25 protein-coding genes and 1 tRNA gene are annotated in these 26633 nt (G+C 62.6%); 18 read left to right on the top strand and 8 right to left on the bottom strand.

Annotated elements, in window-relative coordinates; all coding sequences use genetic code 11:
• Positions 1 to 77: 77 nt before the first annotated feature.
• On the bottom strand, positions 78 to 1997 hold the full coding sequence (locus tag AC2FME_RS00230) for a multiheme c-type cytochrome (RefSeq protein ID WP_496799288.1): 1920 nt from the start codon (positions 1995 to 1997) through the stop codon (positions 78 to 80).
• Positions 1994 to 2860, bottom strand: coding sequence for a YihY/virulence factor BrkB family protein (locus tag AC2FME_RS00235; protein WP_496689576.1), 867 nt, complete (start codon positions 2858 to 2860; stop codon positions 1994 to 1996). Before AC2FME_RS00235 ends, AC2FME_RS00230 begins: the two co-directional genes overlap by 4 nt.
• 170 nt (positions 2861 to 3030) lie before the next feature.
• Between AC2FME_RS00235 and AC2FME_RS00240 the strand changes: the two genes are divergently transcribed.
• The 12 genes from AC2FME_RS00240 to cls all read left to right on the top strand — a co-directional run bounded on the left by AC2FME_RS00240 (position 3031) and on the right by cls (position 14720).
• Complete coding sequence (locus AC2FME_RS00240) at positions 3031 to 4107, top strand: AI-2E family transporter (RefSeq protein ID WP_496689575.1); 1077 nt, start codon at positions 3031 to 3033, stop codon at positions 4105 to 4107.
• 140 nt (positions 4108 to 4247) lie between these two features.
• A complete protein-coding gene (locus tag AC2FME_RS00245) occupies positions 4248 to 5225 on the top strand; it encodes an AAA family ATPase (RefSeq protein ID WP_496742273.1) in 978 nt (325 codons plus the stop codon).
• Positions 5226 to 5245: 20 nt separating this feature from the next.
• Entirely contained in the window at positions 5246 to 6193 is a 948-nt protein-coding gene (locus AC2FME_RS00250) for a DUF58 domain-containing protein (protein WP_496799289.1), read from the top strand.
• Complete coding sequence (locus AC2FME_RS00255) at positions 6190 to 6663, top strand: DUF4381 domain-containing protein (protein WP_496799290.1); 474 nt, start codon at positions 6190 to 6192, stop codon at positions 6661 to 6663. Before AC2FME_RS00250 ends, AC2FME_RS00255 begins: the two co-directional genes overlap by 4 nt.
• Positions 6663 to 7646, top strand: coding sequence for a vWA domain-containing protein (locus tag AC2FME_RS00260; RefSeq protein WP_496799291.1), 984 nt, complete (start codon positions 6663 to 6665; stop codon positions 7644 to 7646). The genes AC2FME_RS00255 and AC2FME_RS00260 overlap by 1 nt, the downstream gene beginning before the upstream one ends.
• Positions 7643 to 9145: a VWA domain-containing protein gene (locus tag AC2FME_RS00265; RefSeq protein WP_496799292.1), complete on the top strand. Its 1503-nt coding sequence runs from the start codon at positions 7643 to 7645 to the stop codon at positions 9143 to 9145. The genes AC2FME_RS00260 and AC2FME_RS00265 overlap by 4 nt, the downstream gene beginning before the upstream one ends.
• On the top strand, positions 9142 to 10368 hold the full coding sequence (locus tag AC2FME_RS00270; RefSeq protein ID WP_496799293.1) for a hypothetical protein: 1227 nt from the start codon (positions 9142 to 9144) through the stop codon (positions 10366 to 10368). The genes AC2FME_RS00265 and AC2FME_RS00270 overlap by 4 nt, the downstream gene beginning before the upstream one ends.
• Before the next feature lie 257 nt (positions 10369 to 10625).
• Positions 10626 to 12236 (top strand): arylsulfatase, encoded by a 1611-nt coding sequence (locus AC2FME_RS00275; protein ID WP_496712020.1) that lies wholly within the window; start codon positions 10626 to 10628, stop codon positions 12234 to 12236.
• A gap of 75 nt (positions 12237 to 12311) precedes the next feature.
• Positions 12312 to 12455, top strand: a complete 144-nt coding sequence (locus AC2FME_RS00280) for a hypothetical protein (RefSeq protein ID WP_496678261.1) — start codon at positions 12312 to 12314, stop codon at positions 12453 to 12455.
• 21 nt (positions 12456 to 12476) lie between these two features.
• Positions 12477 to 12932 carry a haloacid dehalogenase-like hydrolase gene (locus AC2FME_RS00285; protein ID WP_496799294.1) on the top strand — a complete coding sequence of 152 codons (456 nt, stop codon included), beginning with the start codon at positions 12477 to 12479 and terminating at the stop codon, positions 12930 to 12932.
• Between the two features lie 153 nt (positions 12933 to 13085).
• Positions 13086 to 13232: a hypothetical protein gene (locus AC2FME_RS00290; RefSeq protein ID WP_496689024.1), complete on the top strand. Its 147-nt coding sequence runs from the start codon at positions 13086 to 13088 to the stop codon at positions 13230 to 13232.
• A gap of 75 nt (positions 13233 to 13307) precedes the next feature.
• Positions 13308 to 14720 carry a cardiolipin synthase gene (gene cls / locus AC2FME_RS00295; RefSeq protein ID WP_496678259.1) on the top strand — a complete coding sequence of 471 codons (1413 nt, stop codon included), beginning with the start codon at positions 13308 to 13310 and terminating at the stop codon, positions 14718 to 14720.
• Here cls and AC2FME_RS00300 read toward each other — a convergent pair.
• Positions 14717 to 15151, bottom strand: a complete 435-nt coding sequence (locus AC2FME_RS00300) for a potassium channel family protein (RefSeq protein WP_496678258.1) — start codon at positions 15149 to 15151, stop codon at positions 14717 to 14719. The genes cls and AC2FME_RS00300 overlap by 4 nt on opposite strands.
• A gap of 163 nt (positions 15152 to 15314) precedes the next feature.
• On the opposite strand from AC2FME_RS00300, the gene AC2FME_RS00305 reads away from it, so the two are divergent.
• The 3 genes from AC2FME_RS00305 to AC2FME_RS00315 are packed head-to-tail and all read left to right on the top strand — an operon-like array spanning position 15315 to position 19400.
• A complete protein-coding gene (locus tag AC2FME_RS00305; protein ID WP_496689142.1) occupies positions 15315 to 15962 on the top strand; it encodes an ABC transporter ATP-binding protein in 648 nt (215 codons plus the stop codon).
• Positions 15959 to 18364, top strand: a complete 2406-nt coding sequence (locus tag AC2FME_RS00310; protein ID WP_496799295.1) for an FtsX-like permease family protein — start codon at positions 15959 to 15961, stop codon at positions 18362 to 18364. Before AC2FME_RS00305 ends, AC2FME_RS00310 begins: the two co-directional genes overlap by 4 nt.
• Entirely contained in the window at positions 18354 to 19400 is a 1047-nt protein-coding gene (locus AC2FME_RS00315) for a lipocalin-like domain-containing protein (RefSeq protein WP_496799296.1), read from the top strand. Before AC2FME_RS00310 ends, AC2FME_RS00315 begins: the two co-directional genes overlap by 11 nt.
• Here AC2FME_RS00315 and AC2FME_RS00320 read toward each other — a convergent pair.
• The 4 genes from AC2FME_RS00320 to AC2FME_RS00335 form a co-directional block, all read right to left on the bottom strand.
• Positions 19397 to 19828, bottom strand: a complete 432-nt coding sequence (locus tag AC2FME_RS00320; protein WP_496799297.1) for a universal stress protein — start codon at positions 19826 to 19828, stop codon at positions 19397 to 19399. The two genes, AC2FME_RS00315 and AC2FME_RS00320, sit on opposite strands and share 4 nt — an antisense overlap.
• The gene (locus AC2FME_RS00325) at positions 19825 to 22434 is read right to left on the bottom strand and encodes a TRAP transporter permease (RefSeq protein WP_496678250.1); all 2610 of its coding nucleotides are present in this window, start codon (positions 22432 to 22434) and stop codon (positions 19825 to 19827) included. Before AC2FME_RS00325 ends, AC2FME_RS00320 begins: the two co-directional genes overlap by 4 nt.
• Before the next feature lie 113 nt (positions 22435 to 22547).
• Positions 22548 to 23516 carry a TAXI family TRAP transporter solute-binding subunit gene (locus tag AC2FME_RS00330; RefSeq protein WP_496678249.1) on the bottom strand — a complete coding sequence of 323 codons (969 nt, stop codon included), beginning with the start codon at positions 23514 to 23516 and terminating at the stop codon, positions 22548 to 22550.
• 425 nt (positions 23517 to 23941) lie between these two features.
• A tRNA-Leu gene (locus AC2FME_RS00335) sits at positions 23942 to 24027 on the bottom strand.
• A 145-nt stretch (positions 24028 to 24172) separates the two neighbouring features.
• Here AC2FME_RS00335 and AC2FME_RS00340 point away from each other — a divergent pair.
• Together AC2FME_RS00340 and AC2FME_RS00345 are read left to right on the top strand one after the other, a co-directional pair.
• A complete protein-coding gene (locus AC2FME_RS00340) occupies positions 24173 to 24751 on the top strand; it encodes a YqaA family protein (protein WP_496689143.1) in 579 nt (192 codons plus the stop codon).
• Positions 24748 to 25212, top strand: a complete 465-nt coding sequence (locus AC2FME_RS00345) for a disulfide bond formation protein B (protein ID WP_496799298.1) — start codon at positions 24748 to 24750, stop codon at positions 25210 to 25212. The genes AC2FME_RS00340 and AC2FME_RS00345 overlap by 4 nt, the downstream gene beginning before the upstream one ends.
• Positions 25213 to 25214: 2 nt before the next feature.
• On the opposite strand, the gene AC2FME_RS00350 is transcribed toward AC2FME_RS00345, so the two are convergent.
• Positions 25215 to 25802, bottom strand: a complete 588-nt coding sequence (locus tag AC2FME_RS00350) for an HNH endonuclease (protein WP_496678242.1) — start codon at positions 25800 to 25802, stop codon at positions 25215 to 25217.
• A gap of 213 nt (positions 25803 to 26015) precedes the next feature.
• Here AC2FME_RS00350 and AC2FME_RS00355 point away from each other — a divergent pair, with 213 nt between their 5' ends.
• Positions 26016 to 26621, top strand: coding sequence for an rRNA large subunit pseudouridine synthase E (locus AC2FME_RS00355; protein ID WP_496799299.1), 606 nt, complete (start codon positions 26016 to 26018; stop codon positions 26619 to 26621).
• Positions 26622 to 26633: the final 12 nt, after the last annotated feature.

The raw sequence follows: 26633 nt of genomic DNA on the forward strand, positions 1-26633 counted from the left end.
GGCCTTTTGCCCTCGGCGAAGGGATAGGTCGGAAATCTGCCGTCAAGATGGCAGGATCGGGGAAGTTCGGTGCCGGGTCAGCGGCCCAGTTGATCGGCCAGCGCCCCAAGCGCCGCGCTGTCGGGCAGAACCTTCAGCCCCTCGCGCAGGACGGCGCGCGCGGCCTCGACGCCGCGATTGATCTGCGCCAGTTGGACCAGCATCGGCCAGGCCTCTTCGCGCTGGGGGTCCAGGGTCACCACCTGACGAAAGGCCTGTTCGGCCGCCGGCGCGTTGCGCAGCGTCAGCGCCATGCCACCCAGGACCAGATGCGTTTCGGGGAAGTCCAGCCGGTTCGACAAAGTGCGCTGCCAATCAGCCATGGCTTCGCGCGCGTTGGTGCGCTGCAACGGGGTCAGCGCCTGCCCGGGAATGGTCAGGAATTCCTTGGCGGCCGACAGCCGGACGGACCGGACCGGGTCGGACAGCAACGGGGACAGCCGGTCGATCCGGTCCGGCAGGTCGGCGGACCGTTGCAGCGGAACCGCATTGGCCCGCACCAGCGGGTCGGCATCCGCCAGCAGACCGGCAGTGGTCGCCGCCAGATCCGCCGACCCATGCTGTTGCAGCAGATAGGCCGCAGTGGCCCGCACGATGCCCGGCTGATCCGCGTCCAGCGCGATCGTCATCAGAGCTTTGGGGTCGGCGCCCTGACCGGAAAAGGCCGGCGCGAAGGCCGTGCCGAAATGCGGCCGGCGGTGGGCCGGGTCCGGGTACCACGCGTCGATCGTGGCAGCAGCCCACGGCTGATCCCGATCGCTGTGGCAATCGGTACAGGCGTCCGCGCCGAGGCCCAGATCGGGGCGCGGCACACGGAAACTGTGGTCGCGCCTGCCATCGACACCCATGTAGACCCGCTCGATCATGTGGCAGCTTTTGCATTGCGCCCCCTCGCCCCCAGGCGTGTGGCGATGGTGCGCGGGATCGTCGTACAGCGCCTTGCGCAGGGTCGGAAAATCGGGATTGCCCGCCGGGGAATGGCACTGCGTGCAGACGGCGTTGCCCTCGGCCGTCAAGGTTGCGCCGTGCGCCTGGTGGCAATTCAGACAGCCAACGCCCTTCGCGTACATCTTTGATTGCAGAAACGAGCCGTAGACATAGACCTCGTCCATGATCTGGCCATCGGGCTGGTAAAGACCGGGCCGCAGAAGGGCCAGATTGTAGGCATCGTGGAACGGTATGCCCGGCAGCGGATTTCCATCCGCGAACGCCTCGCGGCGGGAATGGCAGGAGGCGCATTGCTGAATCTCGGCCTCGGTGTCCCCCCTGCCCCAGCGCATAGAAAACCCGAACGCGTCCAGCCCGGCAGGCATGGTCTGGCCACGGGTCCACTCCAGATGGGCCGAGCCCGGACCGTGGCAGGCCTCGCACCCCACGCCGATCTCGGACTGGGTCGAGGCATAGCTCTGCGTCTGCACGTCAAAGTTCTTTTTGAACTCGGTCGCGTGACATTCAGCGCAGCGGGCGTTCCAGGTCTTGTAGGAGCCCGTCCAGTGCAACCCGTCGTCCGGGGGCAGATCCTGATCCGGGTAGAGGTGGTACCAGCGTTTTTCCACCGTGTCCCAGACCACGTCGAAGCTCTGCAATCGGCCGGGTTCGGTTTCGAACAGATATTGCTGCAACGGCTCGATGCCCACGACGGAGTGGACCCTGTATGTCCGCGTTTGGCCGTCCTGCTCGGTCACGTCTGCGATGTAGACGCCATCTTCCTGTCGGAACTCGACTGCCATGCCGTTGTCCGCGAATGTCGTGCCGTCGAAATCGGCCACCACGTTTTCAGGCGTGGGCGCGGTCCAGGCCTTGGCGTGATGGGAACCGATCCACGCTTGCACTTGTTCGTCATGGCAATCGCGGCAGGCTTCCGAGCCGACATAGTCCTGCGCCACCGTTGGCCCGGCAAGCAGGATGCAGGCCAAGGAGATTGCGGATGCCCATGCGGCGTGCGGCCAAATCGTCATACGTTTCCGACCTCGTCATGATTGTCGATATCCATCAGCGCACCGTTGAATTCGGCGCCAAAGATCATGATGGCCGCGCTCAGATACAGAAAGATCAATGCGGCCATGGCGCCGGCCAGCCCCGCATAGGTGGCGCTGTAGCTTGCGAACTGACCGATATAGAGCGAGAACGCCAGCCCGCCGGCCAGCCACAAACCCAGCGTCAACAGCACGCCAGGAAGGATCTGGCGCAGCGAATGCCGGCCGACCGGCAGAACCAGATGAGCCAGCAGCACCGTCAGTGCCGGGACCGCCACGGCGAAGGTCCACCGCAGGCGTTCGACCGACAACCAGTCAGCGACATTCACTGACGTCTTCTCGGACATCAGGCGGGAATAGATCGGCAACAGCAGTTCAACCGCCGCAACGATCAAAATCGCGGCGCCACCCAGAATGACCAGCCCCAGACAGAACAGGCGCGTTTTCCAGAACGGCCAGCTGTCGGTGTCGTGATAGGCCTGATTGATGGCCGCCCGAACGGCTACTACTCCGTTCGACGCGAAATAGACGGCAAGCACTGCACCCAAGGTGATCGTTCCCGACCCTGCCCCGTTCAAAACCGCGCGAAGTTCGGCCACGATCGGCTCGGCCACGTCCTTGGGCCAGACGCCGAAAATCAGGCCAATCATCTCGTCGGTGACATAGTCCTGCGACAGCAGGCCGGCCAGAGACACGGTGAACAGGGCAAAGGGAAACAGCGCCAGCATCAGAGACATGGCGACATGGCTGCTCATGACGAACCCGTTCTTGTCGTCGAAGCGCCGGACGGCCAGCCAAAGCGCCCGAACGAAACGGCCCAAAACGGGAATCAGGACTTGTGTCATGTGGAAACCCTAGCCTGCAACTCACGACGAAAGAACCGGCCAATGCGTCAATTGCACGAGAATTTTCCGAATAACTGTCTGGCCCGATTGCACAAAGCCTGCCGTCCGTGCAGGATCGCCATTGGACAATACCGTTGCACCCAGCTCGCGCTGGAACAGCCGAGGCCCGAATGACGAAATCCGCTCCGCCGACCCGCACACCGCTGAGGTTGAGTGTCGTTCGCGACGTCACCATCGTGCTGACCCTAGTGGTGCTGGGGCTTTACGCAGGTGCAAGTTTTCTGGTTCCGCTGACCATGGCGCTGTTGATCAACGTGCTGATCATAGCGCTCAGCGACCGTGTGATCGCTCTGACCCGCGCGCCGGTGTGGCTGGCAAATCTGGCTGCCGTCACGGTGGTTCTGGCCGGCCTGTTCATGATCACCTACATCCTGGGCAGTCAGGCCACGCAGTTCGCACGGACCGCGGGCGACTACGAAAACCAGCTCGACGGCGTTATCAACCGCGTGACCGGCCTGGTCGGGAACGATGTGACCGCCTTTGTGCGCGACAATCTGATCAGCATGGACATGGCCTCGGTCGCGCGGGTTCTGCTGGGCAGCGCCACCTCGATGCTGAACCAGTTTTTCCTGATCAGCCTGTATGTCGCCTTCCTGATGGCCGAGCGGCTGGCCTTCCGCAAAAAGCTGAAGATCGCGGCCGGAAATCCCGTCACCGGGGGCGACCTTTCCACGGTTCTGGATGCGATAACCTTCAGTCTGCAGCGCTATGTCGGGGTCAAGACCTTCATCAGCCTTGTCACGGCCGGGATCAGCTATGCCATCTTTCGGGCTCTGGGGCTGGAATACGCGGAAACCTGGGCCGTTCTGACCTTTGCGCTGAACTTCATCCCGTCGATCGGCTCGATCATCGCGGTTGTCTTTCCGGCGATGATCGCCCTTGTTCAGTTCGAAACGCTCGGCCCCTTCCTGGTGATCGTGTTCGGGTGCGGCACGATCCAATTCCTGATCGGCAACTTCCTGGATCCGGCCCTGCTGGGCCGTTCGCTGAACATGTCAACCTTTCTGGTGATTCTGGCGCTGACCTTCTGGACCACGGTCTGGGGTCTGATCGGCGCGTTTCTCAGCGTTCCGTTGACTGTGTGCATTCTGATCATCTTCAGCCACATACCGGCCCTGCGCCCCGTAGCCGTTTTGATGTCGTTGGACGGGCGCCTGGCCGAGGACGTCAAGTCGCCGCGTGCCTGACTTCGGCTGAACGCCCTGAAATCGGGGGTGGATCGGCCATCAATGCGCTGTTAGCGTTCAAATATTGCAATGGCTTGGCCGAATGATCCACCGGGTCCGGCGCAAACGCATGATTGACCGTTTCTGACGATTGGACCGCCATGACACCGCTTGACCAAATCAACGATCTGAAAGCCCGGATGGCCCGATCGATCATCGGACAGACACAGGTCATCGACCGCCTTCTGATCGGCCTGCTGGCCAACGGGAACCTGCTGATCGAAGGTTTGCCCGGCCTCGCTAAAACTCGTGCGGTAAAGGCGATGGCCCGCAATCTTGATGCCGAATTCAGCCGCATCCAGTTCACGCCCGACCTGTTGCCGTCCGACGTCACAGGGACCGAGGTCTATACCCAGACCGAAGCAGGCGGCACCTTCCGGTTCGAGCCCGGCCCGATCTTCGCCAATATCGTCCTGGCGGACGAGATCAACCGCGCTCCGGCCAAGGTTCAGGCCGCGCTGCTTGAGGCGATGGAGGAACGGCAGGTCACCGTGTCCGGCACCACCCACAAGATGGAGCCGCTGTTCATCGTGATGGCCACCCAGAACCCGATCGAGCAGGAAGGCACCTATCCGCTGCCCGAGGCGCAGATGGACCGGTTCCTGATGCATGTAAAGATCACCTACCCCCCGGTCGAGGACGAGGTGCTGGTGATCCGTCTGGTCCGCGGCGAGGACACCGCCGCCAATTCCGGGACCACTGCCGAGAAACCGTCACCAATCCCGCAAGATGCCGTTTTTGCCGCCCGGCAGCAGATCGGGCAAATCCATGTCTCGGATGCGATGGATCGGTACATGGCCGATCTTGTTCAGGCGACCCGGACGCCGTCCGCGCTCAGCGATGACCTCGCCGCGTGGATCGAGATCGGCGCCAGTCCGCGGGCATCGCTGGCGCTGGACAAGTGCGGCCGGGCCCATGCCTGGATGAACGGGCGCGATTATGTCGACCCGGCCGACATCCGTGCCATTGCCCATGACGTGTTCCGCCACCGTATCACGCTGAGTTTCGAAGCGCAGGGCGACGCCAAGACCGCCGATGACGTGATCGACGAGATCCTGAAGCTCGTCGCCCTGCCCTGATCGTAACAAAGGAGAGCCGCGTGTCCCCGACCGCAGCGACATCCCGCGACCCACGATTCCAGGTCGATGCCCGCCACCTGCTGAGCCTCGGCGGGCGCACCGGCGCGCTCAGCCTTCTGCCCCGGCAGCCGGCCCGTTCGGTGCTGAACGGCCGCCATGCCTCACGCCTGCGCGGGCGCGGCCTGAATTTCGAGGAACTGCGCACCTATCTGCCCGGAGACGACATCCGCACGATCGACTGGAAAGTGACGGCCCGAACGGGCGAGCCACATGTGCGCGTCTACACCGAAGAGCGTGACCGCCCGGCTCTGCTGCTGGTGGATCAGCGGGTTTCGATGTTCTTCGGCACACAAGTCTACATGAAATCGGTAGTGGCGGCCGAGGCCGCGGCCATCGCCGCCCATCGGGTTTTGGCACAGGGCGATCGCGTCGGCGGTATCGTGTTCGGTGATACCGACCTGGCCGAACATCGACCGCAGCGCCGCCCGGCGGCTTTGCGGCGGTTTCTGTCCTCGCTCGGCGCACTCAATTGCAGCCTGAATGCCGGGCTGCGCCCACAGACCACGGTCTCGCTGAACCAGGTGCTGCAACAGGCTGCGCGCATCGCACATACCAATGCCTTGGTCTGTGTGTTCTCGGACTTTGACGGCCTGACCGACGGGTCCGAACGGCTACTGCTCCGCCTGGCCCATTCCAATGACCTGATCCTGTTCGACATTTCCGACCCGATCTCGCGCCACATGCCGCCCGAGCTGCGGCTGACGGTCTCGGACGGCAACCAGCAGATCGAACTGGACGCGTCTGACAGACAATTGTCGGACCGCGTGACAAGGGCGATGGAGCAGAGGTTGGCGCAGCTACAATCCTGGTCGCGCCGATACGGGTTTCCGATCGTCCCGCTGACCACGGCCGAGCCCGCATTGGCCCAGATACTCCGGCTGTTCGGCCACCAAGGGGGGCGGTCATGACCCCGGACACCGAAGGCAAATCGCTGGTCGAACTGCTGGACATGCTGAAACCGGCGCCCGAGCCGGCTCCGATTTCTATGGTGCCGCAGACCTGGGGCTGGGTTGTTCTGGCGGTGGCGCTGTTGCTCGTGGTTGGTCTGATCCTCGTGACGATCTGGCGGCACCGGCGGGCAAATGCCTATCGGCGGCTTGCGCTAAAGGAATTGGACCGGTGTCAGAATGACCCGGCCAAAGCCGCCGAGATCGTTCGCCGTGCCGCCCTTGCCGCCTTTCCCCGGTCTCAGGTCGCCGGTTTGACCGGTGAAAACTGGACGAATTTTTTGGGCCAAACCGCTGACCTGTCGGGGTTTTCCGCCTCTGCCCTCGGCAACCTGGCAGCCGCCCCCTACCGCAAGGGGATCTCAGACCCGAATGCCGCCGAACTGGCGCGGCACTGGATCAAGTCGCATCGGACCAAGGGGGCGGTCTGATGTTCAGTTTCGCCGCGCCTTGGGTGTTTCTTCTGCTGCCGCTGCCGGCACTGGTCTATATCCTTGCTCCGCCGCACCGGCAACGGGTCGATGCCATTCGCATCCCGTTCTTTCGCCACGTCGCCCAAGCGGCCGGGGCCGAGCCGCAATCCGGTTCGGTAACCCTCAGACGGACGCGGCTGCAAACCGGTCTGGCGATCCTGATCTGGGTGCTGCTGGTTCTGGCCATGGCCCGGCCCGAACGGTTGGGCGACCCGATCGTCATCGAAAAATCCGCCCGCGACGTGGTGCTGGCCGTGGACATCTCGGGTTCGATGGACCAGCGCGATTTCAAGGCCGCGGATGGCACGCCCAAGCAGCGGCTGGAGGCCGTCAAGGACGTTCTGCGCGCCTTCATCGCCGCGCGCGACGGTGACCGGATGGCGCTGATCATCTTCGGCACCCGCGCTTTCGTTCAGGCCCCGTTCACCGAGGATTTGCAAAGCCTCAACGGCTTTCTGGACCAGACCGCCGTCGGCATGGCGGGTCCGAACACGGCGCTGGGCGATGCGATCGGGCTGGGCATCCGCACCTTCGAGTCGAGCGAGGTGGACCAACGCCTGATGATCGTATTGTCGGACGGTGCCGACACCTCAAGCCGCATGACGCCGGTCAATGCCTCGTCGATTGCGGCGGACAAGGGTGTCGAGATCTACACGATCGGCGTCGGCGACCCGGCTGCCACGGGCGAAGACCGGGTCGATCTGGACGCGCTGAAAGACATCGCCAACAAAACCCAAGGCCAGTATTTCTTTGCTGATGATGAGGCCGCCCTGACAGAGGTCTACCAGCAGATCGACGCCCAGAACCCCCGCGTGGTGGAAACCCAAAGCTACCGCCCGAGGATCAGCCTTGCACATTATCCGCTGGCGGCAGCGCTCCTCCTCATCCTCGCCAGCACCCTGGGCTTTCGCCTTTCACAGGGTCGGAGGCGCGCGGCATGATCGACGCTCTGGCCCAGTTTCATTTCCTGCGCCCCTACTGGCTGTTGCTGTTGCTGCCTATTGCCGCTGTCTGGTGGCTGACCCGGCCACGCAGATCCGGCAGCTCGGAACTGCCTGCGGGCATCGCGCCCCACCTGGCGCAGGTACTGCGTCTGGGTGCCGAGGATCAACGGCGGGTCGGTCCGCTGGACCTCGCAATGCTCGCCGCCAGTCTTCTGACCCTTGCCGTGGCAGGGCCGACATGGTCACGGGCGCCGAACCCTCTGATTGCGGACACCGCGCCGCTGGTGATCGCGCTCAAAGTCACCGACAGCATGGAGTCGGCCGACCTCGCGCCGTCAAGGCTGGACCGTGCCAAGTTGAAGATTACCGATCTGATCAACACCCGCGCAGGTGCGCCCACCGCCCTGATCGCCTATGCCGGATCCGCACACCGGGTCGCGCCGCTGACCGAAGACGCCAACATCCTGCGCCCCTTGCTCGAAGGGTTAACCCCGGCGGTCATGCCGGTCGCGGGCGATGCCGCCGGTGACGCGCTGACGCTGGCGCAGGACATTCTGGGCGATCAGATGGGCACAAGTGCGGTTCTCTTTGTACTCGACGATGTCGATCCGCAGCAGGTTTCCGCATTGGGACAATCTGATATCCCATTGTTTTTCCTGACGATGCTTCCGAATGGTCGCCAGATTCCGCAACTGGACGGCCTGCGCAATGCCTCGATCGTTCCGTTCTCGGGCGATGACCGCGACATCATCCGACTGAACCGCGGTATCACCAGCAGTTTTTCCGCGGCTTTGGGTGAGGACGATCGCGTTGACTGGCAGGACCGCGCTTGGATTTTGGCCTGGCCCGTCGCCTTGATCGCACTGCTGTGGTTCAGACGTGGCTGGGTCATTCGCTGGGGATTTGTGGCATTGCTGTTTCTGCCGCCGACCGGCGCGCGCGCAGACGCTTGGCGGGACTGGTTCCTGACGCCGGACCAGCAAGGCCAGATCGCCATGAACCGGAAGGACTACGCCGCAGCCAGCACGCTGTTTCAGGATCCGTATCACCGAGGCTACGCCCAGTTGAAAGCCGGGCAATATGCGGAAGCGTCTGAGACCTTTACCCAGCTTTCCACGCCCGAAGCGGCGTTTGCCGAAGGCATGGCCCGCATCCGAAATCGACAGTATCGTCCGGCCATCGCGGCCTTTGAAACCGCGCTGGAGCGCCGCCCGGATTGGCCAGAGGCCGCGTACAACCTGGCCGTCGCCAAAGCCATTCTGGCCGAGGTCGAATCCACCCGTGAGCAATCCGACACCGGCGAAGCGTCGGGCATCGGGACTGACGACATAGTGTTCGACAACGAAGCCGGTCTGGGCGCGGACACCACGCAACCGGCCGAGACCGGGGACGCCGCGACCCTGTCGGCCGACCAGTGGATCAGTGCCATCGACACCGACATGCAGGACTTCCTGCGCAGCCGGTTTGTTCTAGAAAATCAGGAGCGATCCCAATGAGGTACCTTGCGCTCTTGATAATGCTTCTATGCCCCGCTCAGGTTTTGGCGCAAGCAACAGACTTCCAGCCCCGCGTCACGATCGAAGTGCCTCCGGATCCGACAATCGTCGGCCAACCCGCCATCGTTCGCCTGAAGGTGCTGGTGCCGACCTACATGCCAAATCCACCGGTCTTTCCATCGCTTGAACAGGAAAACCTTCTGGTGCGCTTGCCCGATCGCGCTTCGGGGCCGGTCAGCGAGAGCGTTGAGGGCGAAACATGGTCTGGGGTTCAGCGCAGCTATCGGCTGTATCCGTTGGCCCCCGGTACGTATGAATTTGCAGCGGCCGCGGTGCAGGTGACCTATGCCGATCCCGAAACCAACGATCCCGTTCAGGTCTCGGTTCCCCTGCCCGCCGTTCGCCTGACAGTCGAGGTTCCTGACGCAGCCCGAGGACTGGATCCCCTGATAATCGCTGACAGGTTCGAACTGTCTCAGGAGATTGAGGGCGATACCAGCCTTCAAACCGGAGACGCACTGACCCGCGCCATCACGGCCAAAATCACCGGAACGACCCCGATCATGATCCCGCCTTTGTTACCCGAGATCGAGGACCCGTTGTTGCGAGCCTATCCCAATGAACCCCGATTGTCGGAAACCGAAGACCGGGGCGTCCTGTCCGGCCAACGTACCGACCGCGTGACGTATGTGGCCCAGGACGGCGGACAGACCCAATTGCCGGCTGTCGAGATCGATTGGTTCAACCTCAAGACCAACAAGATCGAAACTGCGCGCGCCGATCCCGTCGACCTCGTTCTTGCGCCGCCGCCGTGGCAACCTCCGGACCGGGAAACGGTGATACGTCTGATCGGCTATTTCACCATTGGGGCCGCAATATTATGGCTTATTTTCCGAAATCTATATCCGGTTTTTAATGTACATTTGGAAGCGACCAGACAAAGCAGGCTGGCCTCGGCCGCGCATGCATTTTCGGAACTCAAAAAAGCTGTGCGCCAACAAGACATCGCCCGCGTTTATCAGACGTTGGAAGACTGGAAACGGCGGCTGGCCGACCCACCAGACACTGCTGAATTCGAGGCTTCTCTGGCCGAAATCGGAGCGTCCAGATATGGAAGAGGTAATCTCCAACCGGAAAACTGGCGCAAGGTCCGCGATTGTCTTGACCGTATCACCCGCCCGCGGCGTCACTCTCAATCCGGCTTGCCTCAGCTCAATCCCTGACGCGGTTGCCACCCTCTTACCCAACGTCAACCTTATTGGAGCCGAATCCTTGGGAACTATCTTCTAACATAAGTATTTTTGGATTGGTCTTTGTGATAGTTTTCAATTGCCTAGAGGGGCTTGTCTTGATTCCCCTTTTTGCCGAACCGCCTGACCTGGAAAGGGCGTGTTGAATGATTGACGGATCGGGGGGCGTATTTTCCCCCTTTTGACTTTCCTGCAAGGCCGTTTTTGCCTGACCACATAAGGAGAAAAAGATGTCATCACAGGGAAATTTAACGCATTTATGGCGCAGAGGGTTACGGCGACTGGCCGTGGCCACGGTGTCCCTTGCGCTGGCCGCACCGGCTTGGGCACAGGATCAGAAACCGAACATTCTGGTCATCTGGGGCGACGACATCGGTCAGTCGAACATCTCGGCCTATACCATGGGTATGATGGGGTATCGCACGCCGAATATTGACCGGGTTGCGAATGAAGGCATGATCTTCACTGATTATTATGGCGAGCAATCCTGTACCGCAGGCCGGTCGTCCTACATCATGGGTCAGTCAGTGTTCCGCACAGGGCTGTCGAAGGTCGGCCTGCCGGGTGCGGATCTTGGTATGCAGGTCGAAGATCCGACCATTGCTGGTCTGTTGAAGGACCACGGCTATGCCACCGGTCAATTCGGCAAGAACCACTTGGGCGACAAAGATGAACATCTTCCGACAAACCACGGATTTGACGAATTTTTCGGCAACCTGTACCACCTGAACGCGGAAGAGGAACCCGAGAACGAGGACTATCCGGGCGATGCGGTTCTACCCGATGGCCGGACCTTCCGCGAAGCCTTTGGCCCGCGTGGCGTCATAAAGTCCAAGGCCGACGGAACCATCGAAGATACCGGACCGCTGACCAAGAAGCGGATGGAAACCGTGGATGACGAAACCGTGGCTGCGGCGATCGACTTCATCAAGCGTGCCCACGAACAGGGCCAGCCCTTCTATGTCTGGTGGAACGGAACGCGCATGCACTTCCGCACTCACGTCAAAGACGAGATGCGCCAGCAGGCCAATGACATGACCGGTCGTGTGATGGACGAATACTCGGCCGGCATGATCGAACATGACATTCATGTGGGCCAGCTGCTCGACCTGCTTGACGAGTTGGGCATCGCAGACAACACGATCGTCCACTACTCGACGGACAACGGACCGCACTACAACACCTGGCCTGATGCCGCGTCTACGCCCTTCTGGGGTGAAAAGAACACCAACTGGGAAGGCGGCTGGCGCGTACCCTCGATGGTGCGTTGGCCCGGCAAGATCGAACCCGGCTCGGTCACCAACGAGATCGTGCATCACATGGACTGGCTGCCCACCTACCTGGCGGCGGCCGGAGATCCCGAGATCAAGGAAAAACTGAAGCAGGGCTACAGTTCGCCGGCCATGGGTCGCGACTATAAGGTACATCTGGACGGCTACAACATCCTGCCGCTGTTGACCGGTGAAACCACCGAAAGCCCGCGCAAGGAAATCTTCTATTTCTCGGATGACGGCGACCTGACCGCCCTGCGCTACGGCGACTGGAAGTTGATCTTTCTGGAGCAGAAGGCCTGGGCCACCCTGCGCGCCTGGATGGAACCCTGGACCGAACTGCGGGTGCCGATCATCGTGAACCTGCGGCGCGATCCCTATGAGCGCGGATACCGGACCTCGAACACCTATTACGACTGGATGATCGACCGGGTGTATCTGCTGGTGCCGGCTCAGCAATATGTGGCGAATTTCCTGGCGACCTTCCGAGAGTTCCCGCCGCGGCAGGAAGCAGCTAGCTTCAGCTTGGACCAGGTGATCGAGACGATGCTGACGCCGACCAACAACTGATAAAGGTCGGTTCTACTCTCGAGGGTCGCCGGCCTGAGCGGCGACCCTCATTATTTTGCAATAAAGGGATATTTCGTGTTTCGACAGCTTGTTTCAGTCGCCCTTCTTGCGCTGCCGGCAGGGCTTGCGGCCGGCCCCTTGCTCAGTTGGACCGATAGCCCCAGCAAAGAGCGGATCATCGCCTTCGTCGATACGGTGACTACGCCGGGCACCAAGTAATACGTCATCCCCGCCGACCGTGTGGCCGTATTAGACAATGACGGTACGCTGTGGGCGGAACAGCCCGTCTATTTCCAGTTAATCTATGTCATGGATAAACTGGCTGAGAAGGCGCACGACGACCCGTCGATTCTGAGCACGCCGACGTTGGAAGCCGCCGCCAGGGGCGACGCCGAGACCGCATTGAGGGGCGGAGAGGACGCCCTGATCGAAGTCGTCACCGCCACGCTTTCGGGCCTTAGCGTCGAGGCGTTCCTGGCAGCCGTCGCCGAATGGTTCCAGACCGGGCGCCATCCCCAAACGGGGCTGGCTTATGACCAGATGACCTATCAGCCCATGGTCGAGCTGCTCGGATACCTGCGCGACGAAGGGTTCACGACCTATATCGTCTCGGGTGGCGGGGTACATTTCATGCGCGTCTTTACCCAGGATGCCTACGGGATACCCCCCAACCAGGTTCTGGGAACTTATGCCTAACGCGTTTACGAACTGGTGGATGGCGCGCCCACGATCATGAAGACGCCCGCGCTGGCGTTCATCGACGACAACGAGGGCAAGCCCATCAACACCGAGCGCACGATTGGCAAACGCCCCATCATGGCTGTCGGAAACTCGTAAGGTGATTTCGCAATGCTCGAATGGACCACCGCCGGCGACGGGCCGCGGATGGGGGTTCTGATCCACCACACCGACGCCGAACGGGAATGGGCATATGACCGCGACAGCCACATCGGGCGCCTTGTCGACGGTCTGGACAAAGGCCCGGAAATGGGCTGAGTTATCGTGGACATGGCCAAGGACTGGTCCCGGGTTTTCACCGGATCGAACTGAAGCGCGGAAGGGTTGCCCCCAATGTGGACATTCATCGCCTCGCTATCGGTCTTTGCCGTCTATTGCGTCGCGGTGTTTTTCTCGGTGCGGGCGGCGCAGACGGCGCGCACGCCGCAAGGGGCCGTCGGGTGGGCGGTGTTTCTGCTTTCGGCGCCCTTTCTGGCGGTTCCGCTGTACCTGTTTCTCGGCCATCACCGGTTTCGCGGTTATCACATCGCACGCAAGGAAAGCGAACGCGTGGTCGAAGGCATTCGCGCCTTTTCCGACGCCGCCAAACCCGACCCCACCGGCCTTTCGATCAACCCCAGGCCGTTCGAGGCCCTAGCCCACCTGCCCGTCTGCCGTGGCAACAGCATGGACCTGCTGGTAGATGGCCAGGCGACGTTTGAGGCGATCTTCGCCGCGATCGATCGGGCGCAAAAATACGTTCTGATCCAGTTCTATATCGTGCGCGACGATGCGCTTGGGATCGAACTTCAGGAAAAGCTGATCGACGCGGCCAGCCGTGGCGTGCATGTACGCTTCATGACCGACGCGGTCGGCAGCTATGGCCTGCCATCGGCCTATCTGGAAGAGCTGCGCCGGGCCGGTGTGGACGTAGCCGACCCACGGGACCAGCGCGGACCGAATTTCAGGTTCCAGCTGAATTACCGCAACCACCGCAAGACCGTGATCGTCGATGGCGAGATCGGATTCATCGGCGGCCACAATGTCGGCATCGAATACCTTGGCCAGGATCCCGAATTCGGCCGCTGGCGCGACACCCACATCCGGATGACTGGCCATATCGTGCGCCAGTTGCAGTTGATCTTCACCGAGGACTGGCACTGGGCCCGCGGCGAAGACCTGATCGATCTGCTGGACTGGGCCGGCAGCGAATCCGACCGGAACATGAACGCGCTGCTGGTGGCGACCGGTCCCGGCGACGACACGGAAACCGGGGCGATGATGTTCTTCGCCGCGATTGCCGCGGCGACCGACCGCGTCTGGATTGCCTCGCCCTATTTCGTGCCTGACATCGACATCATGTCCGCGCTGAAGAATGCCGCCCTGCGGGGCGTGGACGTGCGCATCCTGGTGCCCGACGCGATCGACCATCGTCTGCCCTGGCTGGCGGCCTTCGCCTATTTCGACGAGATACGCGACTGCGGCGTGCGCGTCCTGCGCTATACCGACGGGTTCATGCATCAAAAGGCCTTCGTGGTCGATGACACGCTGGCGGCCGTCGGTACCACAAATCTCGACAACCGCTCGTTCCGGCTGAACTTCGAGGCGATGGCCCTGTTCTTCGACAAACGCGCGGCCGAGGCCGTGGCCGACATGCTGCGCACCGATTTCGAGAACAGCTATGAGTTGACGCGCCGGCTGATCCAACAGCCGCCGCATATCCGCCATGGGGCGCCGCTAGCCCGCCTGTTCGCCCCTATCCTCTAGGGGTTCACGTGTTCTTCGAACATCCGGGTCATCAACGCGACCAGAAAGGCCGTGGACAGGCCAAAGGCCAGCAGCCCGGTCACGGATGCAAAAGCGCCGAAGATACGTAACCCCTCCCCCAGAACGATGTCGCCGTAGCCCAGCGTGGTGAAGGTCACCAACGAAAAATACAGCGCCGAGTTCCAGTCGGGCAACACGTCACCCAGAACCCAGACCACCGCCCAGATCCAGACCTGAACCGTGTGCGCCGCGACGATCACACCCAGGGAAAAGGCGATGGGTCCGGCGGTACGCAGGATGCGGCTGCGGCTCTGCCAGTTCTGGTCCAGCCGGCGCAGTACCAAAACGCACCAGGTCAGCAACCCGATCTCGATCAGGAAACACAGCCCCAGATAGAAGCTGCCCCAAAGGATCTGTTGCAGCAATGTCATGTCTCACTCCGGCAATTGTCCAACCCCGAACTCGAAGAATGACGGCATCAAGCGCCCGGCACAAGGGACGTCCACGTGCGGCGAAATGAACGCGTGGAGTTCGGGCACTGGACACCGGCGCCGCGTGCCGCACATTCTGGGGTGGAGTATGACAGGCCCTGACATGTTGCTGGAGTTTCACGATATCCACAAAACCTATCCCGGCGGGCGCCCGGTTCTGAACGGTGTTTCGCTGTCTCTGGATCAGGGGCAGACCCTCGCCCTGACCGGCGAAAGCGGCAGCGGCAAGAGCACGCTGCTGAACCTCGCGGCCACCCTAGACCGGTTCGACAGCGGAGAGATTCTTCTGGATGGCACCGCTCTGTCGCGGCTCGGCGACGCCGACCGCGCGGCGCTGCGCCGGACGCATGTGGCGCTGGTGTTCCAGCAGTTCAACCTGATCCCGTCACTGACCGTCTCGCAGAACCTGTCGTTCCATGCGCGGCTGGCAGCCCGGCACGATCCCGAGTGGGAGGCGCATCTGATCCGGCGGTTGGGGCTGTCCGATCTGACCGAGCGTTATCCTGAAGGCCTCTCGGGCGGACAGCAGCAACGGGTGGCCATCGGGCGCGCCCTGGCGGTTCGGCCTCGGCTGCTGCTGGCTGATGAGCCCACCGGCAACCTGGACGAAACCGCCAGCGCCGCGGTGCTGGATCTGATGCTGGCGCTGGTTGCGGAAACCGGCGCCGCGTTGCTGCTCGTCACGCATTCCCAGGCCATCGCGGCTCGCTTGGACAGGCAGGCACATCTGACCAATGGCCGGATCGCATGATCGGCACCGCCCTACAGGCGCTGTGGTCGCATTGGCGCTGGCACCGCGTGCAATTGGCCACCCTGCTGACCGGTATCGCCCTGGCGACCGGGTTGTGGTCGGCCGTTCAGGCCATCAATGCCGAGGCGCGCGCCAGCTATGACCGGGCCAATGCGCAACTGGGGCTGGGGCAACTGGACGAGTTGATCCATCCCTCGGGGCGCATCCCGTTGGAAACCTACGTCGCGCTGCGCCGTTCGGGCTGGCAGGTCGCCGCGGTTCTGGACGACCGGATCGACGCAGGCGGACGATCCGTGCGCCTGATGGGGGTCGACATGGTCACCTACCCGGCCCTGCCGGCGCTGACTGATCCGCAGGGGAACCCACCCGCCCCCGAAACCGTATTGACCGCACCCGGTCGGTTGTTTGCCACACCCGATCTGGCTGCGCAGCTTTCTGAGCGGCCGGATCTGCCTCCGATCCTGACCAGCACGGCGCTGCCGCCGGATCTGGTCCTGACGGATATCGGCACCGCCGAAACCCTTCTGGGTCGGTCGGGCATTCTGACGCGCCTGGTGGTGCTGCCCGACCAGCCCCGTGCGCGACCGCCGCTGGATCAGGTTGCGCCCGACCTGCGCCGCCGGGGCCCGGACAGCCGAGTCGACACGGCGCGCCTGACCGACAGTTTTCACCTGAACCTCTCGGCCTTCGGGCTGTTGTCCTTTGCAGTGGGGCTGTTCATCGTTCATGGCACGGTCGGGCTGGCCTTCGCGCAGCGGCGCGGCATGGTTCGGACCCTGCGCGCGCTTGGAGTGCCGCTGGCTACACTGTCGCGGCTGATGTTGGCCGAACTGGTCGTAATTGCCCTGATCGGCGGAACGCTGGGTCTGATTCTGGGGCATCTGCTGGCTGGCGCGTTGTTGCCCGACGTGGCCGCCACCCTGCGCGGTCTTTACGGCGCACCGGTCCAGGGGCAGTTGCACCTGCGGCCGGAATGGGCCGCCGCCGGGCTGGCGATGGCCGTGGGCGGCACGATTCTGGCCAGCGGACAGGCGTTGTGGCGGCTGGCCAAGCTGCCTCTGCTGGCCGCGCCCGGCGTACAGGCGTGGCGCGGCGGAACCGGCCACCGCGCCAGCGCCTTGACCGGGCTGATTGTCTGTGTGGCAGGAATTGCCGCGTATTCCCTGTTCGACGGGCTGGTGGCGGGCTTTGTCCTGTTGGGCGGCATCCTGACCGGCAGCGCGCTGCTGCTGCCGATACTTGTGTCGACCGCCCTGCGCGTCTTTGGCAGGCGCGCAAGAAAGCCGGTGGCGCAATGGGTCTGGGCGGACATGCAGACGCAGTTGCCGGGGCTGTCTCTGGCGTTGATGGCGTTGCTACTGGCGCTGGCGGCGAATATCGGCGTGGGCACGATGGTATCCAGCTTTCGGCTGACCTTTCTTGGCTGGCTCGATCAGCGGTTGGTGTCGGAACTGTACGTGACGGCCGAGGACTCGGATCAAGGCCGGCAGATCCAGGCCTGGCTTGAGCCGCGCGCCGAGGCGGTTCTGCCGATCCGCAACGTCGAGCTGTCCCATGAAACTGGGCCGTTGTTCCTGTATGGCATCGTCGATCACCCGACCTATCGCGAACACTGGCCGCTGGTCGCCGGCGACCCCGATGTCTGGGACACGCTGTTTCAAGGCGGGGGTATTCTGATCAACGAACAACTGGCCCGCCGCGCCGATCTGTGGCCCGGCAACCGCTTGCCCCTTGCGCCCGGCAAGACATTGACGATTACGGGGGTCTATTCCGACTATGGCAATCCGACTGGGCAGGCCATTGTGGCCATGGACCTGTTCGATCAGATCGCGCCCGAGGCCGAGAACCGCCGGTTCGGCGTACGGATCGACCCGACTCAGGCTGCCCCTCTGGCCGATGCCTTGCGCGCGCGGTTCGACCTGGGCCCGGGTGCCGTGGTGCCGCAAGCGACCGTCAAGGCGCAGTCGCGTGCGATCTTCGAAAAGACGTTCGTCGTGACCTCGGCGTTGAACGTGCTGACGCTGGGCGTCGCCGGATTCGCCATATTCACCAGCCTGCTGACACTGTGGACACAGCGTTTGCCGCAGATCGCTCCGGTCTGGGCGCTTGGGCTGACCCGGCCTCGGCTGGCGGCATTGGAACTGTTGCGCAGCGTGCTGCTGGCCGCCCTGACCGCCTGCCTTGCCTTGCCCTTGGGGCTGGTGCTTGCCTGGATCCTGCTGTCGGTCATCAACGTTCAGGCGTTTGGCTGGCGTCTGCCCATGTTCCTGTTTCCCTGGGCCTGGGTGCAGCTTTTCGTACTGACGGCCATCGCCGCCCTGCTGGCCGCCGCCCTACCCGCGTGGCGATTGCGCCGCGTTCCACCCGCCGACCTGCTGAGGGTTTTTGCCAATGAACGTTAAGGCGCTTGTCTTTCTGCTGCTGGCCCCTTTTGCGGCATCTGCCCAAGGCTTTGCCGGTCTGGGCAGCAGCGCCGAAGGCTTTGAAATCCCGCAGCCGGGCTATCGCTTCGACTTCCCGGCCGATCACGGCCCGCACCCGACCTTCCGCATCGAATGGTGGTACCTGACCGCCAACCTGACCGGCGCGGACGGGCAGGAGTATGGCATCCAGTGGACCCTGTTCCGCTCGGCGCTGTGGCCATTCGAGGAGAGCGGCTGGCAGAGTCCACAGCTGTGGATGGGTCATGCCGGCCTGACGACACCGGACACCCACTTCTTTGCCGAACGCCTGGCGCGTGGCGGCATCGGGCAGGCCGGGGTCACAGCCAACCCGTTCGAGGCCTGGATCGACGAATGGCACATGCGCGGCGACACCATCGACGCGCTGACACTGCGCGCCAACGGGGCCGATTTCGGCTATGACCTGACCCTAGCGGCGGAAGGCCCCCTGGTGTTCCATGGCGACGGTGGGTATTCGGTCAAATCCGGTGAGGGGCAAGCCAGCTATTACTATTCGCAACCCAGATACGCGGTTTCAGGGATACTGCACCTGCCCGACCGCGATGTGCAAGTCACCGGCGAAGGCTGGCTGGATCGCGAGTGGTCCTCGCAACCGCTGGCTGCTGATCAGTCCGGGTGGGACTGGTTCTCGCTGACATTCGACACGGGCGACAAGATGATGGCCTTTCGGCTGCGCGGCGGGCGGGGCGATTTCACGGCCGCGACCTGGATCGATGCCGAAGGCACCAGCCAGTCCCTGCCCGATGGTCAGATCCGATTCACGCCCGTGCAGACCAGTTTGGTGGACGGGCGCGACATCCCGACCGAATGGGCGATAGCGCTGCCGGCCAAGGGGGTCGATATTCGCGTCAATGCCCTGAACTCCGGCGCCTGGATGGGCACCCGATTTGCCTATTGGGAGGGGCCGGTCACCGTGTCAGGCAGCCACGTCGGGCGCGGCTACCTTGAAATGACGGGGTATGGATCGCCGCCCTAGCGGACGACGTAGACCGAAACATTCGAATGCCGCACGACCCGCGCGGCGTTCGGCCCCAGCAGGTAGTCCTTGAAATCCGGCTTGTGCGCACCGATCACGATCAGATCGCTGCCGGCGCTTTCGGCGGTTTTCAGAATCTCTTGATAGGCCGTGCCGGTGGCCACCACATGCCGGATCGAGGCATTGCGCTCGGCGCCCAGCACATCCTCGCACAGGGCGACCAACTGGTCATGGGCCTCTTGCGTGGCTTTTTCGTGGAAATCCGGCTTGAAGAATCCTGACACCCAGCTTTCACCGAAATCCGGTAATACGGTCACCACGTCCAGTTGCGCTCCGTCCAGATCGGCAAGTTTGACCGCTTCTTTCAGGACCGGGGCGTCGATCTTGCCGTTGCTGATGTCTACGGCGCACAGAACCGATTTGCTCATGCGGGTACCTCTTGTCTGGCGGCACGGCCGCGTTGCAGGAAGGCGATCAACCCCAGCAGCAACATGGCCGGGATGTAGATCAGCTGTTTCGGCGGCTGGCTGACCGGCAGATCGGCGGATGCGATGCGCACCGGCTCGTCGCCGTAATAGTCGAAATTGGCCAGACTGTCGGCGATGGGCGCGCCGAACATCGGTTCGTCCATCTTAACCAGTCCGTCCTCTTCGATCAGCAGAAAGCCCATGGCCTCGACCCGCGCCGCGCCATCGGCTTCGGACCCGACGGTGACGACGACGGTGGTCTCGGTCATGTTGCCGGTGTCGAAATCCGGCCCGCTGACCACCACCCGCACCTCGGTGCCGGGCTCCGCCTCGCCCACGGCCTGCACGAACCCGGCCGGCTCGACCTCAAGATGCGAGGGCGAGATTCGATCCATGAAGAAATCCGGGCGGAACAGCGCGAAGGCGATCGCGATCAGGGCGACGCTTTCATAAATGCGATTGTGGGTCAGGAAATATCCCATCGTGCCGGCTGTGAACACGAGGATGGCAATCGTGGCGAATACGGCCACTATGATCCCTTCGACCCAGGTGACGTCGATCAGCAGCAGGTCGGTGTTGAAGATGAACACGAAAGGCAGCGCAACGGTGCGCAGGCTGTAAAAGAAGGCGATGAACCCGGTCCTGATCGCGTCGCCCCCCGACACGGCTGCCGCGGCAAAGCTGGCCAAGCCCACGGGCGGCGTTACGTCGGCCATGATACCGAAGTAGAACACGAACAGATGCACGGCGATCAACGGCACGATTAGGCCGCTTTGCGCGCCCAGTTCCACCACAACGCCCGCCATCAGCGAGCTGACGACGATATAGTTCGCGGTGGTCGGCAGCCCCATGCCCAAGATCAGGCTCAGCAGCCCGACCATGACCAACATCAGGATCAGGTTGCCGCCGGACAGGAACTCGACCAGATCGGCCATCACCTGCCCCACGCCAGTCAGGGTCACGGTGCCGACGATCACGCCCGCGGTGGCCGTGGCCAGCGCGATACCGATCATGTTGCGCGCACCGTCGATCAGGCCCTGCCACAGATCGGCGACCCCATCGACAAAGGCATTCGCCAGATCGCTTTGCCCGCGGAAAATCGCCTTTAGCGGTTTCTGTGTCAGCAGGATCACGAACAGCAGCGCCGTCGCCCAGAAGGCCGACAGACCCGGCGATTTCTGTTCGATCATCAGGAAATACACCAGAACGACGATCGGCAGGAGGTAATGCAGGCCGGCCTTGTAGATCTCGGAGATCACCGGCAGCTTCACTTCGGTCGCGTTCGGGTCGTCGGGCTCAAGGTCAGGCACCTGCGCGGCCAGATAGACCAAGGCCACATAGATCGCGCATACGATCAGGCTGAGGATCAGCCCCGCGCTGGACGGCGCCCAAGCGGTGACCGCTTCGACCGGGTATTGCGAGCCATAACACAGCCCCGCAAACACTAGGAAGAACATCAGCATCCCCACGACCGTGCGCGCCAGATGTACGTCGCGGTCGCCCAGGGTGGGCATGTTTCGCTTCACGGCCTCGAGATGCACGATATAGACCAGCGCGATGTAAGAAATCGCCGCCGGCAGGAAGGCGTGAGTGATCACCTCGACATACGAGATGCCCACGTATTCCACCATCAGAAAGGCGGCCGCCCCCATGACGGGCGGCATAATCTGGCCGTTGACCGAACTGGCAACCTCGACCGAGCCGGCCTGTTCGCTGGAAAAGCCCACGCGTTTCATCAGCGGGATGGTAAAAGTGCCGGTGGTGACGACGTTGGCGATGGACGAGCCTGAAATCAGGCCGGTTGCAGCCGAGCCGACGACGGCGGCTTTGGCCGGCCCTCCGCGCAGGTGGCCCAACGCGCCAAACGCCATCTTGATGAAGTAGTTCCCCGCCCCGGCTTTGTCCAGCAGCGCGCCGAACAGAACGAACAGGAACACGAATTTGGTCGAAACACCCAAGGCGATGCCGAACACGCCTTCGGACGTGATCCACATGTGGCTCATGGCTTTTTTCAGGCTGGCACCTTTCCAGCGGATCACTTCGGGAACCCATTCGGACGAGCCGAAGAACACATAGGCCAAGAATATCGTCGCGATGATCGCCATTGCCGGGCCGAGCGCACGTCGCGCGGCCTCGAACAGCAGCAGCAGACCACCCAGGGCGACCCATTTGTCCACGTCGTCAGCCAAGCCGCCGGCATTCACGATCTTGTCGTAGAAGAAATATCCATAAAGCGCCACGCCAGCGCCCAGAACGCCCATAATCCAGTCCTGGATCGGAATGTAGTTGCGCGGGCTGGATTTCAGCGCCGGATAGGCCGCAAAGGCCAGAAACAACGCGAAAGCCAGGTGGAACTGACGCGCGTTATTGACGATGCTGCCGGGCAGGATGACGTTCGACAGTGGCGAGGCCAGAATGACCTGGAAAATCGACCAGATCGCCGCGACGATGGCCAAGAACAGCCCGACGTTGCCCGCTGGATCACGCGCACCCGCATCCGAGGATGCGACCAGTTCCTGCAGTTCTTCTTCGGATAGCGGACGATTGCCCTGAGGGTCAGCGCTCATTAAAAATCTCCCGTCCCGCGGCCGGTTCTTGGCCTGCTTTGTTTTTTGTCCGGCCTCCCGCCGGCGGAAACGAGGCGCCGTTGGGCGCCTCGCGGTCTTGGGTCAAAGCCGGATTACTGGATCCAGCCCTTTTCGCGATAGTATTTCTCGGCACCCGGGTGCAGCGGAGCGGACAGGCCGTCCTTGATCATTTCCTCAGGCTTGAGGTTGGCGAAGGCCGGGTGCAGCTTTTTGAAGTCTTCGAAGTTCTCGAAGACCGAGCTGACAACGGCATAGACCGCATCTTCCGACACATCGGCCGAGGTCACGAAGGTTGCGCCCACACCAAAGGTCTGCACGTCCTCGTCGGTGCCGCGATACATGCCGCCGGGGATGGAGGCCTTGCGGTAGAACGAGTTGTCCTCGACCAGCTTGTCGACCGCCGGGCCGGTCACGTTGACCAGAACGGAGTCACATGCGGTGGTCGCTTCCTGGATCGAACCCGAGGGGTGGCCGACGGTATAGACCATCGCGTCGATCTGGTTGTCGCACAGGGCGGCCGACTGCTCGGCGGCTTTCAGCTCGGTGGCCAGTTCGAAATCATCCGTCGTCCAGCCCACCGCTTCCATCAGCACTTCCATGGTGCCGCGCTGACCGGAACCGGGGTTGCCGATGTTGACGCGCTTACCCTTCAGGTCTTCGAAGTTCTTGATGCCGGAATCGGCGCGGGCCACTACTGTGAACGGTTCAGGGTGCACCGAGAACACGGCGCGCAGGCCCTCGAACGGGCCGGCTTCTTCGAATTTCGAAGTGCCGTTATAGGCATGGTACTGCCAGTCCGACTGGGCCACACCGAACTCCAGCTCGCCTTCGCGGATGGTGTTGATGTTGTAGACCGACCCACCCGTCGATTCGACCGAGCAGCGCACGCCATGTTCCTTGCGGCCCTTGTTCACCAGACGGCAGATCGCGCCACCGGTCGGGTAGTACACGCCGGTCACGCCGCCGGTGCCGATGGTGATGAATTCTTCGGCATAGGCCGCGGGGGCCATCAGCGCGGCAGTGACGACCGCACCCAGGCTCAGCTTGCTTTTCTTGATCATTTGAGGACTCCCAAGATTTTTTGCTTTCTGACGGAAGACGGGTCAAGAACCCGGTCCGGGGATCGAGCGGATAGGGCAATCCGACGCGTCATGCAACGGATGCAACCATCTGTATTCCCAATTTCTCCCAACAGGTTCGAGGTTTGTGTCACCTTGACGCTTTGTCAAGCCTTCTGACCTTGGGGCACCCTACCCGCCGCAGATGTGACGATGGGCCGGAATAATTCCCCCCTGCCACACGACTCGGCACGCCGGCCTTTCGCGGCAAGTGGGCGCAGCAACCGCCCGTTGACCCTGCCGACCCGGCGCACCGCTATGTCACGGCCGTTCGTACCATGCCCGTCGCCACAACTATCGTTGCAAGGAACGGCGGGCCAAACGCCGCTCTGGTCAACGCATTTTCGTGTTTTCGTGAAAATTCAGCGTGGTGCCCAAGGTGAGACTCGAACTCACACGGTATTGCTACCGGGGGATTTTGAATCCCCTGCGTCTACCATTCCGCCACTTGGGCCACGCGAATTGAATTACCGCCCAAGCGTGCGAAGGTCCAGAGGCAAAAATCACCAAAGACAAGGAAGCGCGATAACGCAAGAGGTTGACGCTGGGGCGTGCACATGATTTGCCTCGTCAGACTTGAACAGTGGAATTTGGTGCAAATGCTGCGATCGCTGTATGACTGGACCATCCGTCTGGCCGATCACCCGCATGCCCTGTGGGCGCTGGCCGTCGTGGCATTCATCGAAAGCTCGTTCTTTCCGATCCCGCCCGATGTTCTGATGATCCCGATGATTCTTGCGCGCCCGTCGCGCGCCTGGCTGATCGCCACCGTGGCCCTGGTTGCCTCGGTGCTGGGTGGGATGCTCGGCTATGCCATCGGGGCCTTCTTCTACGAAAGCGTGGGCCAGCCTATCCTCGAGGCCATGGGCAAGGCCCACGCCATGGAAGAATTCAACCAGCGGTTCAACGATTTCGGGTTCTGGGCAGTTCTGACCGCCGGCGTCACGCCCTTCCCCTACAAGGTCATCACGATCATGTCCGGCTGGACGGGCATGCCGCTGGGCACCTTCATCGCGACATCCATTCTGGCGCGTGCGCTGCGGTTCTTCATGGTTGCCGGGCTGCTTTGGGGCTTTGGGGAACCGATCCGCGATTTCATCGAAAAACGTCTGGGTTTAATGTTCACCCTTTTCATCTTTCTGCTGATCGGCGGATTTCTGGTGGTGAAATACGTATGACGCGCAAACGCACACTCATTCTTCTGGCCGCCACCGGATCCCTGGGATTGCTGCTGGGGGCCTGGGCCTTTCAATACATCGGCGGAATGGCACCTTGCAAAATGTGCTTCTGGCAACGCTATCCACATGGCGCGGCGATCGCGATCGGCGCCTTGGCCTTCGCCCTGCCGGGCGTACGCCTCCTGCCGCTTCTCGGCGCGGCAGCCGCCGCTACCACCTCGGGCATCGGCATCTATCACGCCGGGGTCGAGCGCGCGCTATGGGAAGGCCCGTCCAGCTGCACCTCGGGCAGCATCAGCGGCCTGTCGACGGAAGAATTGATGGAACAGATCATGGCCGCCCCACTGGTGCGCTGCGACGAAATCCCGTGGGAGATGTTCGGCCTGTCCATGGCCGGATGGAACGCGCTGCTGTCCGCAGGTCTGGTTCTGGTCTGGCTGGCCGCCTGGCGCGCGCGCTGACCCTACTGGGCGTCCAGTTCCGCATCCCAGTACAGAAAGTCGATCCAGCTTTCGTGCAGGTGGTTGGGCGGAAACTTTCGCCCGATGTTCTGCAGCATCTCGGCGTCTGGCTGGCGCGGCGGCTTGCGCAGGCTCATCCCGGCCTGACGTAGCGATTTCGAGCCCTTGCGCAGATTGCACGGGCTGCACGCGGCGACCACGTTCTGCCAACTTGTGACACCTCCGGCCGCGCGCGGCACGACGTGGTCAAAGGTCAGCTCGCCCCGGCTGCCGCAGTACTGACAGCGGAATTCGTCCCTCAGAAACAAATTAAAGCGCGTGAAGGCCACGCGCTTTCTGGGTTTCACATAGTCTTTCAGGACAACCACCGACGGTATTCGGATCACCGTGCTGGGGCTGCGGACCACCTCGTCATATTCGGCTATGATATCGACCCGATCCAGCCAGGCGGCCTTGATCGCCTCCTGCCAGGGCCACAGCGACAGCGGATAGTAGGACAGCGGGCGATAATCGGCATTCAAAACCAAGGCCGGATGGTGCTTGAGGGCACCTGGCTCCCTGACAAATTCGGTCCTGAAATCTCCGTCCATCGCAGAATCGCTCCTCGCTCTCGGCTGCCTGTATGGGACACCAGAGCGGGGAGCACCCGCCCCGGTCTTGATTCAACTATATATCGTGGCAAAGCTCTGGCAAGCCCTGAGTTTCCACAATATCTCGAGAGCATGATAGGCAGCGGCCGTAACAAGCGCGTGACAGTTATCCACAGCTTGCGCAGGCCAACGACTGAGAGTAAGGCGGAGCCCATGTCTTGGTTCATCCGTTTCAACAAGCCGTTCGACGTGCTGCCGCAATTCACCGATCGGCAAAACGCCGAGTCTCCGCGCAGTACCTTGTCGGATTTCATCGACCTGCCGGGGGTCTATCCGGCCGGGCGACTGGACCGCGACAGCGAGGGGCTGATGCTGCTGACCGACAACGGGCGGCTGCAATCCCATATCTCGGACCCCAAGCACAAGATGCCCAAAACCTATTGGGTCCAGGTCGAGGGCATCCCGGATGCGGCGGCCATCCGGGCCCTGCGCGACGGGGTCGAGTTGAATGACGGCATGACCCGCCCAGCCAAGGCGCGGCTGATCGACGAACCCGAGGGCCTGTGGCCGCGCACCCCACCGATCCGCGAACGCAAGTCGGTGCCGGATTGCTGGCTGGAACTGACGTTGCGCGAGGGGCGCAACCGCCAGGTGCGCCGCATGACGGCCGCCGTCGGCCACCCTACCCTGCGCCTGATCCGCGCCCGGATCGGCGACTGGACCCTGGACGACCTCGCCCCCGGCAGCTGGGACAGCCTGCCGATACCCCTTCTGGAAACCGCCCCCAAACGCAAGCGGGACCGACGCCCGCGGCGGTGACTTTTTCGGCGA

Source organism: Ruegeria sp. BHSC026 (assembly GCF_059613065.1).

What these genes read in the sequence shown, in the direction of transcription:
- AC2FME_RS00230 (WP_496799288.1), bottom strand. Translation starts at nt 1,997, where the DNA reads ATGACGATTTGGCCGCACGCCGCATGGGCATCCGCAATCTCCTTGGCC.
- AC2FME_RS00235 (WP_496689576.1), bottom strand. Translation starts at nt 2,860, where the DNA reads ATGACACAAGTCCTGATTCCCGTTTTGGGCCGTTTCGTTCGGGCGCTT.
- AC2FME_RS00240 (WP_496689575.1), top strand. Translation starts at nt 3,031, where the DNA reads ATGACGAAATCCGCTCCGCCGACCCGCACACCGCTGAGGTTGAGTGTC.
- AC2FME_RS00245 (WP_496742273.1), top strand. Translation starts at nt 4,248, where the DNA reads ATGACACCGCTTGACCAAATCAACGATCTGAAAGCCCGGATGGCCCGA.
- AC2FME_RS00255 (WP_496799290.1), top strand. Translation starts at nt 6,190, where the DNA reads ATGACCCCGGACACCGAAGGCAAATCGCTGGTCGAACTGCTGGACATG.
- AC2FME_RS00260 (WP_496799291.1), top strand. Translation starts at nt 6,663, where the DNA reads ATGTTCAGTTTCGCCGCGCCTTGGGTGTTTCTTCTGCTGCCGCTGCCG.
- AC2FME_RS00265 (WP_496799292.1), top strand. Translation starts at nt 7,643, where the DNA reads ATGATCGACGCTCTGGCCCAGTTTCATTTCCTGCGCCCCTACTGGCTG.
- AC2FME_RS00270 (WP_496799293.1), top strand. Translation starts at nt 9,142, where the DNA reads ATGAGGTACCTTGCGCTCTTGATAATGCTTCTATGCCCCGCTCAGGTT.
- AC2FME_RS00275 (WP_496712020.1), top strand. Translation starts at nt 10,626, where the DNA reads ATGTCATCACAGGGAAATTTAACGCATTTATGGCGCAGAGGGTTACGG.
- AC2FME_RS00290 (WP_496689024.1), top strand. Translation starts at nt 13,086, where the DNA reads ATGCTCGAATGGACCACCGCCGGCGACGGGCCGCGGATGGGGGTTCTG.
- cls (WP_496678259.1), top strand. Translation starts at nt 13,308, where the DNA reads ATGTGGACATTCATCGCCTCGCTATCGGTCTTTGCCGTCTATTGCGTC.
- AC2FME_RS00300 (WP_496678258.1), bottom strand. Translation starts at nt 15,151, where the DNA reads ATGACATTGCTGCAACAGATCCTTTGGGGCAGCTTCTATCTGGGGCTG.
- AC2FME_RS00305 (WP_496689142.1), top strand. Translation starts at nt 15,315, where the DNA reads ATGTTGCTGGAGTTTCACGATATCCACAAAACCTATCCCGGCGGGCGC.
- AC2FME_RS00310 (WP_496799295.1), top strand. Translation starts at nt 15,959, where the DNA reads ATGATCGGCACCGCCCTACAGGCGCTGTGGTCGCATTGGCGCTGGCAC.
- AC2FME_RS00315 (WP_496799296.1), top strand. Translation starts at nt 18,354, where the DNA reads ATGAACGTTAAGGCGCTTGTCTTTCTGCTGCTGGCCCCTTTTGCGGCA.
- AC2FME_RS00320 (WP_496799297.1), bottom strand. Translation starts at nt 19,828, where the DNA reads ATGAGCAAATCGGTTCTGTGCGCCGTAGACATCAGCAACGGCAAGATC.
- AC2FME_RS00325 (WP_496678250.1), bottom strand. Translation starts at nt 22,434, where the DNA reads ATGAGCGCTGACCCTCAGGGCAATCGTCCGCTATCCGAAGAAGAACTG.
- AC2FME_RS00330 (WP_496678249.1), bottom strand. Translation starts at nt 23,516, where the DNA reads ATGATCAAGAAAAGCAAGCTGAGCCTGGGTGCGGTCGTCACTGCCGCG.
- AC2FME_RS00340 (WP_496689143.1), top strand. Translation starts at nt 24,173, where the DNA reads ATGCTGCGATCGCTGTATGACTGGACCATCCGTCTGGCCGATCACCCG.
- AC2FME_RS00345 (WP_496799298.1), top strand. Translation starts at nt 24,748, where the DNA reads ATGACGCGCAAACGCACACTCATTCTTCTGGCCGCCACCGGATCCCTG.
- AC2FME_RS00350 (WP_496678242.1), bottom strand. Translation starts at nt 25,802, where the DNA reads ATGGACGGAGATTTCAGGACCGAATTTGTCAGGGAGCCAGGTGCCCTC.
- AC2FME_RS00355 (WP_496799299.1), top strand. Translation starts at nt 26,016, where the DNA reads ATGTCTTGGTTCATCCGTTTCAACAAGCCGTTCGACGTGCTGCCGCAA.